This is a genomic window from Verrucomicrobiia bacterium, assembly GCA_035629175.1.
Taxonomy (GTDB): Bacteria; Verrucomicrobiota; Verrucomicrobiia; order Limisphaerales; family DASXHY01; genus DASXHY01.
This window is the reverse complement of the sequence record DASPIL010000068.1, coordinates 25,410-42,111: the sequence shown is the minus strand read 5'-3', so window position 1 is coordinate 42,111 and position 16,702 is coordinate 25,410. Positions and strand designations below refer to the sequence as shown.

Below are 16,702 nucleotides of genomic sequence, written 5' to 3'. Positions count from 1 at the left end.
AATACTTTGCCGGACATGCGCGACGAATGAATTACCACAGGATCAACCGGCGCGGCTGGCCCATCGGTTCCGGCCCAGTTGAATCCGCGTGTCGCAAGAGACAGTGCCGATTCAAACGTCCCGGACAAAGTTGGACCCCTTCAGGCATGCGCCATCTCGGCTCCCTCATGGAAGCCCGCTACAATGATCATTGGGATGAGTTGCTGAACCCGTGATCTGGGGCAGTGTCAGAATGCACCCCCCCGAATGCCGTTGCGCACACGTCGATAAAACTCGCGACAGGGGCTCGAGCCGCGCACCCGATACACTGCTCCGCGCATCATCCAATCGCGCAACCGCCTTATGCCATCCCAACCCTACTCGCGTCGTCGGTTTCTCACCTCCACCGCGCTCAGCCTGCCGCTGCTCGCAGGATGCCACGGCCTCGGCGCACGCACGCGGACAGGCGACTTCGTGCGGGTGAAGAACGGCCAGTTTGTGCTTCGGGGAAAGCCGTATCGCTTTGTAGGGGCCAACATGTGGTTTGGCTGCTACCTCGGAGACGCAGCGCTGCGGGGCGGACGAACGCGGCTGGTGCGCGAACTCGACCAACTGCAACAGATTGGCGTCACCAACATCCGTTTGCTCGCGGGCTCGGAGACGTCGCAGCTCGCGGGTGCAATCGCCCGCGGCATCACACGAAATCCGGGAGATTACGACGAGGAACTGCTTCGCGGGCTGGACTTTTGCCTCGACGAAATGGCACGCCGCGACATGAAGGCAATCCTGTTCCTCTCCAATTTCTGGCAATGGTCCGGCGGCTTCGCCCAATACGTCAACTGGGCGACGGGCGCGGCAATTCCCGATCCGACAAACCCCGCGTCGCTGCGGGAGATTGGAGCGCGTTCATGCGGATGTCGGCGCAGCTCTACTCAACACCAGGAGCGGATGAGTTATACCGCGGCTACACTTCGCGGTTGATACATCGCAAAAATTCTGTGAACGGCCGGGTCTATCGCGAAGATCCCACGATCATGACGTGGGAACTCGCCAATGAGCCGCGTCCCGGCACGGATGACGCCGCCGGCCAGGTCTCCCTCTTTGCCGCGTGGGTGGATCGCACGTCGCGCTTCATTCACGAACTCGCGCCCGAGCAACTCGTCTGCACCGGTTCCGAAGGAGTGTGGGGTTCGCTCCAACGTGAAGACGCCTTTGTGCGCATTCACGAATCGCCCGCTGTGGATTATGTCACCGTCCACATGTGGCTGAAGAATTGGGGCTGGCTTGAGACGCCTCAACTCGGCGAAGCCTTCGAGCGCGCCGCTGAGCGTGCGCGCGATCATGTGGCGATGCACACGCGTATCGCAACCAACACGCTCCGCAAGCCGCTCGTCCTTGAGGAATTCGGGCTTCCGCGCGATCACGAACGTTACGAACCCGCCGCACCCACAACGGCGCGCGATGAATATTTCCGTCGCATGTTCGACCAGGTTGCGGTTTCCGCTCGCGAATACGGCTCTCTCCAGGGAGCGAATTTCTGGGCGTGGGGCGGTGAAGGCCGAACCGCGGCGGGTGGATCCTACAGCGCGGAAACGCTCATGGGTGACCCGTTTTGCGAACCGCAGGGGCTCAACTCGGTTTTCAATTCTGATCGTTCCACGCTGCGTGTGATCGCGAACGCGAATGCCCGGTTAAGCGCGTTGTGACGGTAATGGCACACGGAGCGCCGGACCCTCACCTGCAGAAGATCAGCACCAGCACCTGCACCGCAACGATGCGCAACAGCATCGTCAATGGATACACGGTGGCGTAAGCGACGGACGGGGCATCCGAGCGGCTGACGGCATTTGCAAACGCCAGGGCGGGCGGGTCGGTCATGCTTCCAGCAAGCAAGCCGCTGATCACCGTGAAGTTCAGTTTGAACACAAGACGCGCAAACAATCCCACGATCAGGATCGGGATCACCGTGATTGCGAAGCCGCCGATCAGCCAATGCAATCCCTGCGCCGTGAACACTGTTCCAAAAAACTTCTCGCCTGCCTTCAATCCGACGCATGCCAGGAAGAGGACGATTCCCAACTCGCGGAACGCCAGGTTTGCATTCGCCGGCATGTACCATAACAGCGGCCCAATGCGGCCCAGGCGGCTCAGCAGAATCGCCAGGATCAAGGGTCCGCCCGCAATGCCGAGCCGCACGGGCACGGGCATGTTCGGAATTGCGATCGGCATCGTGCCGACCAGCACGCCCAGAGCGATGCCAATGAAGATCGGGATGAAGTGGGTTTCATTGAGGGAGCGGACCGAATTGCCAAGCACATCGCTCACCTTCGCCATCGCCTGCTCGTCGCCCACCACCTGCACGGTGTCGCCAAACTGCAGCTTCAATTCGGGGACGGCGGTCATTTCGATGTCCGCGCGCTGAACGCGCGTGATGGCCACGTTGTAGGTGTAGACCAGGTTGAGCTGTGCGAGCGTCTTGCCCAGCACCTCCTTGCGCGTGACAATGACACGGCGCCATTCTACGCGGCTCGGAAGTTTGAAGAGGTTGATCTCGCTTTCGCGGCCAATGACAACGCGGAACTGATCGAGCGCCTTGCGCGTCCCCACAGCAAGCAGGATATCGCCCTTGTGCAAAACCGTCTGGTCCGTTGCGGTCTCCACCTCAGGATGTCCCGAACGCTTGATTCGCGACACCACCACTTCGTCGCGCGCCGGCACGCTGCCGAGCGGCAGGTTCTCGACGTTCGCGTTTTCGACCACGAGGTTCATGCGTTCCAAGGGCTCCACGCCGCTCTTCTCCTCCGCGCGAAACATTTCGGCCTCCTTCTCCGGATTGACCCGAAAGAATCCGCGCAACAGAAGCAGCACAGTGATGATGCCGACGATGCCGCCCGGGTAGGCCACAGCGTACGCCAGCGCGGGAATGCCTGCCTGGCTGGCATACGGTTCCTGGAACGTCCGCAACATGGTCTGTGTCGCGCCCAGCGAAGGCGTGTTGGTCGTCGCGCCCGAGAAGAGTCCCAGCGCCGCGACAATATCCACGCCGCTCAAGTATGCGACTCCGACTGCGATGAGCGCACCCATCACCACGACGGCGGCGGCGAGCACGTTCAGCTTCAAACCCGATTTGCGCAGCGACGCGAAGAAGCCCGGCCCGAGCTGCAGCCCGATCGTGAAGACGAAAAGGATGAGGCCGAATTCACGCACAAACTCCAGGATCTTTTCCTCAATGTGAAAGCCGAAGTGGCCAAGGACAATTCCCGCAAAGAGCACGCCTGCTATTCCAAGGCCAACACCCTTTACCTTAAAACTGGACAATGCCAGTCCAAGCACCGCCACAAGCATCAGAACCAGCACCGCCCAGGCGATGGGTTGGTGCTCTGCCATCTGTTTCAGCCAGATCATGGGCGAAAGGTGATATAGAAACGGAAACTCCGCTACTTCGTGAAAATTGCCGGGGTTTGATCATGGATTGCGGCGGGCATCCCTGTTCGAGGAGCGATCGCGTGCAAATGTTTTCGCTTGCCGCGCAGCCAAAATCGGCCGTTCGCTCGCCCGCCGAGGAAACGCATGGCGCTGCCAATCTGCCTTCTCATGTGAATCACCCCAGCCCTTTGTCAGTTGCGCCCGCGAAACTCCAGCCAATTTTTTCCGCGCCTCCCCGCCGCCCGCAGCGAAAAGCCGAACGGCGGTGGCGTCAGGCATCCTGCCTGACATAGAGGGCGTGCATCCTTGCCGCCTGGAAAAACCGTTAAGCGCGCGAGACACTCAGATCCTTTCCGTGCGCTCAGCTTTGGTTTGAGGTTCCTTCCACCGGGCTGGAAGCCCGCCTCCACGGCAGGCAAGGATGCCCGCCACCACAGGGCTATCGGTCCCGATACACGAGCGAATAGATCGCCGGAATCAAAACCAGCGTGATGATCGTTGACGCCGCAAGTCCGCCGATCACCACCCGCGCGAGCGGTGCCTGCGCATCTGCACCCTCCCCGATTCCGAACGCGAGCGGCAGCAGGCCGAGCATCGTGGTAAGTGTCGTCATCAAAATGGGCCGCAGGCGCCGGCGGCCAGCTTCCGCAACCGCAGCCCGCGTCGTCCATCCAGGGCTTTTGCGCAAATGTCCCGACTGATCCACGAGGAGGATCGCATTGTTCACCACGATTCCGCCCAGCATGATGCAGCCAATGTAGGACTGAACATTGAGGGTTGTGCCCGTAAGAAAGAGAATCAACAACACACCGATCGCCGCGAGCGGAACGGAGGCCATTACGATCAGCGGATCCCGCAACGCTTCATACTGGCAAGCCATCACCATGTAAACCAGGACGAGGGCAAGGACTAGACTGACCATCAGCTCGCGAAACGATTCCTGCTGCTCCTCGTAGGTTCCCGCCACTCCAACTTCATAGCCGACGGGCCGGACAATACTTTGCAGCCGCTGTTCGACTTCCTCCGCAACGGAACCAAGATCGCGCCCCGCCACGTTCGCCTCCACGGTGACAATGCGTTGCTGATCCTTGCGATCAATCAGGATCGGGCCGCGCCCCGATTCGGTGGTAACCACGTTGCGCAGTGCAACCTGCTGCCCATTTGCCGACGTCAGCGTGAGATCCAGAATCTCGTCCAGCGGAACACGCTCCGCGTCCTTGAGCTTCACCAGGATGCGATACGAATTGCCCTCCGAACGGAATTCCCCCGCGCGGCTGCCTGCCACCGCGGTTTCAATTGCCTCGACAACACGGCGCACCGTGATTCCCAAATCCGCCGCCTTTTCGCGATCGACCGTGAGTGCTTCCTGCGGAACACCAGCCTTGCGGCTCGTTTCTACATCAGTAATGCCCGGAACATCCGCAATACGTTCGCGCACCTGATCCGCGAGCAACTCGAGGGTGTCCAACTCAAAGCCGCGAACTTCCACGATCAACGACTGTTCACCGCCCAGAATGCGTTCCAGGATGAACTGTCCCTGGGGCGCGCGCGTCCGAATAATCATGCCAGGGATTTGCCCCGTGAGCCGCCGCCGCAGGTCTTCGGCAATTTCCGTGTTCGACCGTTCCCTCTTGGTCGCGCCGGTCAATGACATTTGAATTTCACCCTGGCTCGCACTGTCCGGCCGCCAGCCAGTCGCACCAACGCTCGCCACCGCCGAGACCGCCTCAGGAACAGCCGCGTAAACCACTTCCTCCATTCGGCGCGTCTGCTGGTCGACAATTCCCAGTCGCGTGCCAATCTCCATTTCGCCAGTGATGCGGACCTCCCCTTCATCGCTCGGCGGCAGAAATTCGGTCCCGATCAATGGAATCAGCAACAGGCTGAACCCGAACACGACGACCGTCGCAATAACTGTCGTCCAACGCCGCATCAGCACACGCTGCAACAAGTCGCGATACGACGTGTCCAATCTGTTGAATGCAGCTTCGGCCCGTCGATTCCAGCGTGTCACCCACGTCTCGGGCGCTGCCTTCGATGGCTCCGCGCGCAGGAGCTTGGACGCGAGCATGGGAACGATGGTGAGCGCGACGAACAGCGAGCAAACAAGCGAGAACACGATCACATAGGCGAGCTCCTTGAAGAGGATTCCGGAAACTCCGCGGACGAAGATCAATGCGAGGAAAATCACCAGCGTTGTCAGCGTGCTGGCAACGATCGCCGGCCCCACCTCATTCGTGCCATTCACGGCCGCTGCCTCGGGCGTTTCGTTCTCTTCCTTCCTGCGCCGGTAAATGTTCTCCAGCACCACGATCGAGCAATCCACCATCATCCCCACCCCGAGAGCGAGGCCGCCCAGCGTCATGAGGTTGAGCGTAAACCCGCCAAAGTAAATCAACGCAAAGGTCGCGATGATAGAAATGGGAATCGCGAGCGCGATGATCACCGTGCTGCGAAAGCTTCGGAGAAAAAACATCAGCACCAGCACGGCCAGGACGCCGCCGTACATGACCGAGTTGGCCACGTTTTCAATGGAGCGTTCGATGAAGTTGCCCTGGTTCACGACGGCCACAACCTGCAACTGGGGGAAATCACGGTTTACCTCCTCGATCTCGCGGAGGACGGCGTTTGCGACTTCGACCGTATTCGCGTTTGCCTGTTTGCGAATCCCGAGCCTCAGCCCAAGCCGTCCGTTCACCCGCACAATGCGCGTCAGCTTCTCGTACGTGTCCCGCACGTCAGCGATCTGTCCCAGCGTCACCGCCGCACCCTCGCGCATCGCAACTACAGTCGCCCGCATCTCGTCGATGTCCTGAAACTCGGCAGGCGCGCGCAGGGTCACTTCATACTTCCCCTGCTCTATCATTCCGGCTGGCACATCGAGGTTCGCGTCGCGAATGGATTCGAGCAATGAATCCAGTGGAAGTCCGAGCGCCTTGATGCGGCCGGGATCCAGCTCGATCCGCACTTCTCGATTATAACCGCCGAACAAATCCACCTGGGCGACACCCGCCAGCCGCGCAAATCGATAGCGCACCTGGCGATCAATCAACTCGGTCAACTCAACAGGATCGAGCGTGCTCGCCACCCCAAGAATCACGACCGGAAAACTCGCGACATCAAACTTGCTCACGCGCGGGCGGACGATGTCCTCAGGCAGCTCGTTCAACTCGTCTTCAAGCGTCGCCTGGACATCCAGCGCCGCGGCGTCAATGTCCGTTCCCCACCCAAACGTCACCCGCACGCTGCTGCTTCCGTGCGATGAGATCGATGTCATCTCCTCCACGCCCGGAACCGTCGCAACAATCTCCTCGATGACCGACGTGACGAGCCGTTCCATGACCTCGGGACTGGCGCCCTCGTATTCGGTGCGGATGGAAATCGTGGGCAGTTCGATGTCGGGCAGGAGGTCAATGCGCACGCGGCTTAGCGACACCGCCCCGAGGATCACCACGATCAGGCAGACCATTGTGACAAAGATCGGTTTGTGAACGCTGAATTGAGGAAGCCTCATCCGTTCTCTGCCGTGGGCGCCTGGCTGGATTGGCGCTGGGGAATCGTGATCGCCGAACCGTCATCCAGCAGCTGTTGCCCAAGGGTAACGACGCGCCCGGCGAGGCCGTCGCCAATCACCTGCACACGCTCGTTCTCGCGGATCCCGACTTCCACCGGCCGCCATGCGACGCGGTCACCTGCATCGCTTACGACGAAGACCCCAGTTTTCCCATCGCGCGTCGTCAATGCCGACAACGGAACAATCGTGGCGTTCTCCACGCGCTGCAGGATGGTTTCAGCCCGCACGAACATTCCAGGCTTCAACTGCAGGTCAGGATTCGCAACGGTCAATTCGGCGCGCGCCTGTCGCGAAGCCTCTTCAAACACGGGAGCAACGCGCGTTACCCGCCCGGCGAATGTTTTTCCTGCATACGAATCCGACGAAAGCGCCACCGTCTGCCCCGCTCGCATGTGCCCGTAGTCGCGTCCTGTCAGGTGAATGACGGCCTTGATGGGATCGAGTTCCACGATGGTCAACAGGGGCGCATTGGCGGCCACCGTGTCGCCCTCCTCCACATGCCGGTGGGCCACGACACGTTCATCGCTTCCGCCGGTCCAGATCGCCGCCACCTTCGCGTAACCGAGCCGGATGCGCGCCGTGCTGACAGCGGCCTCGGCACGGAGAACATGAGCCTGCGCCACCTGGACCGCAGCGTCCCGCGCCAGCTGGTCGGCGAGCGCAATGTCCAGTTGCGATTCCGATCCGATTCCCTGCTGCGTCAGCGTTTGCACGCGCGCGATTTCCCGCTGCGCGAGTTCATGCATGCTGACGGCTTCCTTCAGATTGGCCCGCGTCACCGCGAGTTCCGCCTCCGCCTGCGCCACCTCCTGCACATATTCGTCATCGTCGAGCTCCGCCACCACCTGTCCTCGCGACACGGGATCGGCGAGGTCGACAGCCAGGCGTTCGATCCGCCCTGAGATCTTGGGTGCAACAACGAATTCGCCGGAGGATTCAAGCGTTCCACTGAATGCGCGACGCCATTCGATCGCTCCGCGTTCAATCGGAGCGACCTCCACGGGCGCGGGGCCCTGCTCGGATTGCGCCACCGGCGCCTTGGCGTTGCGGATGCGGTCGACGAGAACCCACCCAAACGCGATGGCGCAGCAAACAAGAATCAGCACTACAGCGGCTTTTTTCATCAGACAATGTCCCAAGGCTGACGCCGTTCAGCGAATCAAGGTAACGACAGCGCGGGGTTTTGCAGGACAACGTATCACCAAGTGCGGCGCGCGCGCAGGAGAAACAGGGACCGCCGCAATCGATTTCCACCGCGGCACGGTGGATGCGATCAATTACCGCCAGCCCACTTCGGTTGGTTGCGGAGGTGATACAGCATCTCACCCGCCTTCGGCACGTAAAGGATTCCCTCCGCTTCACGGTTCGCGAAGTCCTCAGGGCGAATCGTCTTGGGATCACGGTAGCCAAGGTTGATCTTGCGGCAGGTCGACTCAGGAATGCTGGTCGCGAGCGTGACCTGGATGCGACAGCGCTCCACGCCGTCTTCAAAGGTTCCGATCCCGCGCACGTGGGTTGAGTGCGCAACGATGCCCCACGGAAAGTTTTTGAAGAGGTCCCATTGCTTCAGGAAGTAGTCGCGGCAGTGATAGCCAATCTGCTCGATCACACGCCCATGCGTCACGGAAATCTCGTGAACGTGCGGTGCGTAAATGATCAGCTCGCCGCCATCAGCAACGACAGGTTCAAGCTTGTACATCCCCTTGCCAGCCACCCAGAGGTCGTCATACATCGGCGGCATGTTCGACAGCACCGTCTTGAACGGCTTGTCCTTGTAGACGATATGCGTCTGCCGCGAGAGCTCGCTGGCAGTATCCCATGCGCTTTCAGGTGTTCCGAACGCGAGACCCACGAGCGACTTGTCGGGCGCGACCACCATGGCAAAGCATCGCTTTTCAATCTTCACCAAAGCGCCTGCGCGATCGACCACCTTGCGAACAGGCGTCCATTTGTTTCCGATGATCATCGGGTTCGTGACAACGGCGCCCAGCCAGTGAAAGAAGTTGAGAATTTTCGGACCGCCGATGCCGGGGAAAAGATATTTGTTGCCGCCCGAGAAGCCCACGACCTCGTGCGGGAAAACAGGACCGACGATCATCACCTCATCGTAATTGAACACGAGACGGTTGATTTCAACGGGAACATCCATCGAGAACAATCCGCCCGTCAACTCGCTCACCTCAGCCGAGGTCAGCGATCCGATCTCGCGAAGCGCCTGCGGGTTGTCCCATTCATGATTGAAGAAGCGCACCTTTGCGTAGCGCGAGCGGCGTTCGTCGAGTGTGATCTCAAGCCGCGCGCAGATTGCTTCCTCGCTCATTGCGGGATGAGTGCCGAGCGCAACGATGACATCCAATTCGGCGGCCACACCGCCAATCTGCTGATGAATGGATTTGAACAGCAGGCCGACGGGTGCCGTGCGGGTGTGGTCGGGAACAACCATCAGAATGCGCCGTCCGTGATAGGCCGCCTCCGGCAATGCCTGCGCCACCAAAGTCTCGACCTGTGCAGCGGAGACGGGTGAAGTCTGTCCTGAAATCGATAGAGATTGAGTCACGGCCGGATGGTAGGCCAGCCGCGCGGAAAATCCACCTTGAACCACAGGTTTCCAATGCGCCCGCACCTGGCACATTCGGCCGGATTGGAAGCCTGCGATACAGTCCCGGCTCGTCGGAGAGACCTGGCGCCACGCAGCTTAATCCGCCCTTCGGTGCCTACTCGTCGCGCATCCAAACGATCGAGTTCGGGCCGCCGCCGGGACCCCGGCGTTGCGGCTGCGCCGATGGGGCATTGGTCGTGGCGCCCGTCGCCGATGCGCCCGGCGCGTAATTAACCACTTCAGTCTCCTCGCCCGCGACCTGGCCAACCCGATTCATCCGCGCATAGTTCGGTATCGCGATCATTGACGATCCGTTTGCCCACTGGCCTTTCAATACCGTCACGCCGCCCAGGAGATCACCCATCCATTCTGCTTTGATCGGAGCCTTGCCGAGGGGCTGGTCGAGATTGGCCTGATCAGCGCGTTCCACGTTGTAAACCAGCGGACCAAATCGAAGAGCGACCCGGCCGCGATTACCGACGATCCGCTCGTCGGCCTTGATCCGCTGGGGCAGGAGCGGAACCTCGAAATCGATGCGGTCCCCGGCCGACCAGCGTCGTTCAATAATCGCATAGCCCTTTTCAACCTTGGGTTTCATCGCCTTGCCATTCACCGAAAGCGACGTCAATCCGCGAACCTCGGGAGTATGCTCGTACAACGCACTCGTCTGGCGATCCGGCACGCGAACGCGAATCGCGAAGCGCTTCGACTGCTTGGGATTAACGGTGATCGAAACCTTGCCGTCCCACGGATAATCAGTTTTCTGGACCATCTGCACATCGGTGCCCGCAATGCGATCGACGTTGATCGTGCTCCCAACAAACATGTTCACGTAGATTCCGTCGCGGCCCTTCACGTAAGTCCAGGTCGGGATCATGAGCAACGTGCGCGGAATGTTCCCGACGCAACAGGGACACGCATGCCAGGCCGTGCGGCGTCCATCGATCAATGGATTGGTGTAATTAAACACGGTGCCGTTCAGGTCCGTGGCGCCGAGCAGCGCGTTATACATCGTCTCCTCATAAAGGTCGGCGTACTTCGCGTCGTGATAGGCGAGGTTCAGCTTGTATTGAAAGAAAATGAGACCGCAGCTCGAGCACGACTCACAGTAGGCATTGTTGCGCAGCGAATAATCCGGGCCGAAGCCCTCCGAGGTTTCGCCGCTGCCAATGCCGCCCGTCACATAGTATTTGCGATTCACCATGTTGTCCCAGAGCGACATCACTGCGCTTTCGTAATCGCGATCCCCAGTTTCGGCAGCGACGTCGGCCATGCCCGAGTAACTGTAGACCGCGCGCACGGCGTGGCCGACTGCTTCGTATTGTTGTTGGACAGGAAGGTGGCTCTGGTCGTACTCGCTGCCATCACCGCGGCAGTCGAGCAGGAACTTGGCGAGCCGGGTGTAACTGTCGCCGCGGCCCTGGCCTTCCACGTCATTCACGAAACGGCCAAATCGCACCAGCGCCTGCTCCATTTCCTGATGCCCATCCCACCATTGCTTTTTGCCAGGGCCAATATTGGCAACCCAGCAATCCGAAAGCTTTTTGGCCGCGTCGTAAAGGCGGCGGTCCTTGCCGCCCGTGAGGGTGTAATGATTGATGGCCGATTCAATGAAATATCCCGCAACGTAACCCTCGTGGTCAGCACGGTTGCGCGGCCCCCAGCGTTCGGGCCAGCGGCTGCGATCCGCCAGCGTGTAGGCTGTCTGCAGGTATCCATCAGGTTCCTGCGCCGCAAGAATCTTGGGAATCCAATCCTCGAGCGTGGCCTTCATCTTGTCCTGCGCCGCGATGATTTCCGGGTCGCCCTTGGGATCGACCATCAGCGCGATGCACATGGCCTCCACCGTTTGATGCACCCATGCGTTGGCGAAAACATAACCCTTGTGGCGCGCCGCCGGCTCGCCGCGCAGTTTCTTCGCCGCCTCAACAAAATTATCAATGCCGCCCTGCCCCTGCGTCAGGTTTGTGCGGTTGTTCATGTCGATGCAATGCGGAATCCAGTTCACGATCAGCGCCTTGGCGCGGGAATTCCAAAGCGGGCTGTCGATGCTGTAGCGCGTGGTGTAAACAACATCGAGACGCTCCCTCGGCGGGGCTGGCGTGACACGCACCCGCAGCGTGGATTCGTCCTGGAGTTCGCCCGACCCCGCCGTCAGCTTCAGCACGTAATCGCCAACCTTCGAAAATGTCGCGGTGGTATCTGCGGCTTTCGAGTTTTCAAACCTCACGCGCCCGGGGCCCGATTCAACGCTCCAGACAACGTCGCCCGCAGCAGCGGACGGCTTCAGTGTCTTCACGTGGCCGGACAGGTAAGTCTTGCCTCCCATCACAGCGATGCGATCGACTCCTGCAGCAACTGACGGCGGGAACTCGGGCGACTTGCCGGAATCATGAACGCGCCATTCCAAAACGCCGGTGGACAGGCGTCCGTCGGATTCCATTTCCAGCCGCAACTTCGGCGTGGTGACTTCATCGAACGACGTGGTGTTGAACTGGTTTGCCGCCACGCCGAGGCCCGACGCATGGTTCACTGGAACAAATTCGGTTCCGTTCCAGTAAAGCAAGCGGCACGATTTGGGCACCCCGACACCCTGGCCATCTGCCCACCAATAGACTTCCACCTGCCGCGTGCTGATCGGGCGGCTCCATTCATACTGCACCCATTCAGTCCCTGTGCGCGGCCAGTTCCCATAGGTTCCGCGCCGGGCGTCGCGCGAACTGCGCGGGTTGAAACCGTCGTTCAAGGCGTTGGGTGAAGTGTCTCCGGAATTGAACGACGCAGACGCTTTTGCAACGACCGCCATGTTGATCGAACTGTTCGTCGGTTGCTGCGCGGGTGATGAAGCAATTGCGGCGGCAAGGAGGCACGCGGGGAACGCGACGGTTCGAAACAGATGAAGCCCACGGTTTGAAAACGCTTCGGCAAAGGCAGGCAGGTAATCGAGCATAACGTTGAATTCTGGGTGCGTGCAGAGGATTCAGGCAAGCCCGGTGTTCGCCCATGCTCGAAATCCACCCGCAGCTATTCGATTTCATCTTCACCAGCGAAGTTCAGGCTGGATGCATTCCACGCTTTGCTTCTAGCGCACGGCAAACCTCCGAAGCTCGCGTGCGGCGATCTCCGCCGCCGCCCGGCGTCCGCTCGCCAGCGCTGCGTGCACTGTCCCCTGATGCCCGTTCGCATCGGTCGCCTCCCCCGCAAAGAAGAGCGTCTGCGCAATGGGTTCCCCCAGCAACTGCGGCATCGCGCCACATCCAGCCGGAATGTAGCTGTAGGCGCCCAGCGTGAAGGGATCGTGATCCCAATCGTGCCAAAAGCTCTGGATCAATTCCTCGCGAACGCTCTGTTCCGATACCGAGAAAATCCTCGTAATTGCCTGGATCGCTTCGTTCAAAACAGCACGTTCGCCCTCCTGCGCGAGCAGTGCCGCGCGCGGCCCGCCGGCCCAGCCCACGAGTGCAAGTCCCCGTTCATCCGCCCACCAGGTCGGCAGCCACTCCTCGTCCGAATGGATGAATCCGAAGTTGTCGACGGGCCAGAAACGGTTGCGGAACAGCAACGAAATCTTCACGACTGACCCGGCTTGCAATCTCTCGATGGCATCCGCCTTGGGTCCGAGCGCTGGCTCGAAGCGCACCGCGCCGGATTTCAGCACGCCGAGCGGAAGTGTCACGACGGCGGCTCGCGCCCGTAATTGCCGCATTCCCGCAGAGGTTTCCGCGTGGATCTCCACGAACTCAGGCCGCCAGTGAATCGACTTAACGCGCGTTCCCAGCAGCAAACGCCCGCCGCGCGCGAGCACCTGCGCCAGCAACCAGCCCGCGAGCGCCCCATAGCCGGCATTGATCCGGAACGCGGCGTCGCCCTCGGTTTCCTTCGATGCCCGATGACTTGTCGCAACCGAGTAGAGGCTGATTCTATCCGCGGGCGCCGCGTGAAAACCTTCCGCAAAATGCCATGCACGCTCGCGTGAGCTCTTGTCAATGCCCCGCTGATGCTTCAGCCACGAATGAAAATCCTGCTCAGGATCCAGCGAGGGGTTGATCCGATCGAGGACCGTTGCGAGATCATCCCAAAAGGAGCGCGTTTCAATGAGCCGGTTCCGTGCGAATCGCCAGTGCCTGTCAGGCACCTCGTGCGTCGACAGCGCTGCCGTGCGGGCCATTTCCCAAACGTCGTTGCGGCGACCGTGAATGAACTCCGCTCCGGCATCGATCGGGAATCCGGCCGACGATGGCTCAAGAGACCAGATGCGGCCGCCGACGCGATCCCGAGCCTCAACGATCGTGGTCGAAAATCCTTTCGCCGTCAGATCCTTCGCCGCCATCAAACCAGCCGCTCCGGCCCCGATCACGATGACATCGTCCATGCCTGCACTCTCGCCCCAACCCGCGTCCCGGGCAAACGAAGAACCGTTCGCGCCTGACACGATCACTTGCTAAACACCAATTCACCGTCAGGCGCTGTCACCTGGATGCGGTCACCGGGCTTGAAATCGCCCACGAGCAGCTTCGTCGCGAGCGGGTCGAGCAGCCGATTCTGTATCGCCCGTTTCAAAGGCCGCGCTCCGAACTGCGGATCGAAGCCTTCCCTGGCAATCAGCCGCTTTGCGGATGCATCCACCTCCAGGCTCAACTGTTGCGCTGTCAATCGTTTCGCCAGCCGCTGAAGCTGAATGTCCACGATGCTCGCAATCTGCGATTCGTCCAGGCTGTGGAAGATGATGATGTCGTCCACCCGATTCAAAAACTCCGGGCGAAAATGCGCTTTCAATTCGGTGCGAACGAGGTTCTCCATCTCAGCATGGCCCGCGGCGCTCAGCGCGCCCGAGCTGTAATATTCCTGGATCACGGGCGATCCAATATTGCTGGTCATGACGATGATCGAGTTTTTGAAATCCACTGTCCGCCCTTGCCCATCCGTCAATCGCCCGTCATCGAGCACCTGCAGCAGCACGTTGAAAACGTCGTGATGCGCTTTCTCAATCTCGTCAAAGAGCACCACCGAATACGGCTTGCGTCGAACTGCCTCGCTCAACTGCCCGCCTTCCTCGTAGCCAACGTACCCCGGCGGCGCGCCAATCAATCGCGCCACGGTGTGCTTCTCCATGTATTCGCTCATGTCGATGCGCACCATGGCGTTCTCGTCATCGAACAGGAACTCCGCCAGCGCACGTGCCGTTTCAGTCTTACCCACGCCCGTGGGTCCGAGGAAAATGAATGAGCCCATGGGACGATTCGGCTCCTGCAACCCGCTGCGCGAGCGGCGCACCGCGTTCGCAACGGCTTCAATGGCTTCCTTTTGCCCAATCACGCGCTGCTGCAATCGCTCCTCCATGCGAACCAGCTTCTGGCGTTCGCCCTCAAGCATGCGCGTCACGGGGATTCCCGTCCACGACGCAACCACCTTGGCGATGTCCTCGTCCGTGACTTCCTCTGAAAGCAGCCGGTTCTCGCTGGGCTTTTCCTTCAAAGCCTTCTCCGCCGCCGTGAGTTTCTGCTGCAATTCCGGAAGGCGCCCGTATTGAATCTGCGCCGCGAGGTTCAGGTCCGCTTTCCGCTGGGCTTCCTCAAGGTCGAGCTTCGCTTGCTCGATCTGGCCGTTGATGATGCTCGCAGCGTTGATGGCGGCTTTTTCGTTCTGCCACTGCGCCTTCAGCTTCGTCGATTGTTCCTTCAAGTTCGCGAGCTCCCTCTCGATGCGACCCAGCCGCTCGCGCGACGCCTCATCCTTCTCGCGCTTCAACGCGTTCTGCTCGATCTCCAGCTGCATGATCTGCCGCTCAAGCTGATCAATCTCAACGGGCATCGAATCGAGTTCCATTCGCAGGCGTGAAGCCGCCTCGTCAACGAGGTCAATGGCTTTGTCCGGCAGGAAGCGATCGGAGATATATCGATGAGACAGCGTCGCGGCCGAGACGAGCGCTGCATCCTGGATGCGAACCCCATGATGCACTTCATAACGCTCCTTCAAACCGCGCAGGATTGCGATCGTTGCCTCCACTGTGGGTTCGTTGACCGTGACGGGCTGGAATCGCCGTTCGAGAGCCGGGTCCTTTTCAATGTGCTTGCGATACTCGTCCAGCGTGGTCGCACCAATCGCACGCAACTCGCCGCGCGCGAGCTGCGGCTTCATGATGTTCGCCGCGTCGGTCGCGCCCTCCGCAGCGCCCGCCCCAACCAGCGTGTGCAATTCATCGATGAACAAAAGAATGCGTCCTTCGCTTGCGACAATCTCCTTGAGGAATGCCTTGAGCCGATCCTCAAACTCACCGCGATACTTCGCGCCCGCAATCATCGCCCCAAGATCCATCGCGACGAGCTTCTTGTTCTTCAGCGATTCGGGAACGTCTCCGCTGACGATGCGCCGCGCGAGCCCCTCGGCAATCGCAGTCTTGCCGACGCCCGGCTCGCCAATGAGCACGGGATTATTCTTTGTTCTGCGCGTGAGCACCTGCATCACGCGCCGAATTTCCTCATCGCGACCAATCACTGGATCGATCTTTCCCTGCCGCGCAAGAGCGGTCAGGTCCCGACCGTACTTGTCCAGCGCCTGGAACTTGTCCTCTGGATTCTGATCGGTCACGCGCTGGTTCCCACGAAGATCGGCCAGGGCACGCAGGATCGCATCGCGCTTGAGGCCGTGTGTCTGGAGGATTTTCTTGAGGGAAGTATCGGGGTCATCAAGCAATCCGAGCAGCAGGTGCTCGGTGCTGATGTAATCATCCTTGAGCTTCGATGCTTCGTTGCCGGCCGCATCGAGGGCCTTTCGCAGCCCGGGACTCATGAACACCTCGGCCGCGCCCTGAACCTTGTGGCGCCGCGCCAGCTCGCGTTCAAGATCCGGCTTCAGCTTGCCGCCCGGGACGCCGACCTTTTCCAGCAACTCGGGAATCAGGCTGTCGGTCTGGCTGATCATCGCGAGCAACAAGTGCTCGCCATCGATTTGTTGATGCGAATAACCCTGCGCGACGCGTTGCGCTTCCTGCAACGCCTCCTGCGATTTAATCGTAAGCCGTTCCAGTTGCATGTACAAACCAATATGTCGGGTTCGGCGGACGTCAAGCGGGCGTCGCGCAGGTTTCCAAATCTGTCCGCCCTCCGCAGTAGCCCGCTACGGAG

Annotated in this window: 10 protein-coding genes; 3 read left to right on the top strand and 7 right to left on the bottom strand. The window is 60.4% G+C overall.

Features of this window, described 5'->3' with window-relative positions; translation table 11 throughout:
- From VEH04_12265 to VEH04_12255, 3 genes are all read left to right on the top strand, one after another.
- A partial coding sequence (locus VEH04_12265) for an ISKra4 family transposase (protein ID HYG23551.1) occupies positions 1 to 215 on the top strand: 215 nt, incomplete at its 5' end.
- 127 nt (positions 216 to 342) lie between these two features.
- Positions 343 to 960 (top strand): hypothetical protein, encoded by a 618-nt coding sequence (locus tag VEH04_12260; GenBank protein HYG23550.1) that lies wholly within the window; start codon positions 343 to 345, stop codon positions 958 to 960.
- A gap of 17 nt (positions 961 to 977) precedes the next feature.
- On the top strand, positions 978 to 1,685 hold the full coding sequence (locus VEH04_12255) for a hypothetical protein (GenBank protein HYG23549.1): 708 nt from the start codon (positions 978 to 980) through the stop codon (positions 1,683 to 1,685).
- Positions 1,686 to 1,713: 28 nt separating this feature from the next.
- Here VEH04_12255 and VEH04_12250 read toward each other — a convergent pair whose 3' ends face one another.
- The 7 genes from VEH04_12250 to clpB form a co-directional block, all read right to left on the bottom strand.
- On the bottom strand, positions 1,714 to 3,384 hold the full coding sequence (locus tag VEH04_12250; protein ID HYG23548.1) for a putative transporter: 1,671 nt from the start codon (positions 3,382 to 3,384) through the stop codon (positions 1,714 to 1,716).
- A 460-nt stretch (positions 3,385 to 3,844) separates the two neighbouring features.
- Entirely contained in the window at positions 3,845 to 6,919 is a 3,075-nt protein-coding gene (locus VEH04_12245; GenBank protein HYG23547.1) for an efflux RND transporter permease subunit, read from the bottom strand.
- Entirely contained in the window at positions 6,916 to 8,103 is a 1,188-nt protein-coding gene (locus VEH04_12240) for an efflux RND transporter periplasmic adaptor subunit (protein ID HYG23546.1), read from the bottom strand. The genes VEH04_12245 and VEH04_12240 overlap by 4 nt, the downstream gene beginning before the upstream one ends.
- Positions 8,104 to 8,252: 149 nt before the next feature.
- The gene (locus tag VEH04_12235) at positions 8,253 to 9,536 is read right to left on the bottom strand and encodes a lactate racemase domain-containing protein (GenBank protein HYG23545.1); all 1,284 of its coding nucleotides are present in this window, start codon (positions 9,534 to 9,536) and stop codon (positions 8,253 to 8,255) included.
- Positions 9,537 to 9,693: 157 nt separating this feature from the next.
- Positions 9,694 to 12,528 (bottom strand): beta-L-arabinofuranosidase domain-containing protein, encoded by a 2,835-nt coding sequence (locus tag VEH04_12230; protein HYG23544.1) that lies wholly within the window; start codon positions 12,526 to 12,528, stop codon positions 9,694 to 9,696.
- 132 nt (positions 12,529 to 12,660) lie between these two features.
- Entirely contained in the window at positions 12,661 to 14,010 is a 1,350-nt protein-coding gene (locus tag VEH04_12225; GenBank protein ID HYG23543.1) for an NAD(P)/FAD-dependent oxidoreductase, read from the bottom strand.
- Positions 14,011 to 14,012: 2 nt separating this feature from the next.
- Positions 14,013 to 16,610 carry an ATP-dependent chaperone ClpB gene (gene clpB / locus VEH04_12220; GenBank protein HYG23542.1) on the bottom strand — a complete coding sequence of 866 codons (2,598 nt, stop codon included), beginning with the start codon at positions 16,608 to 16,610 and terminating at the stop codon, positions 14,013 to 14,015.
- Between the last annotated feature and the right edge of the window lie 92 nt (positions 16,611 to 16,702).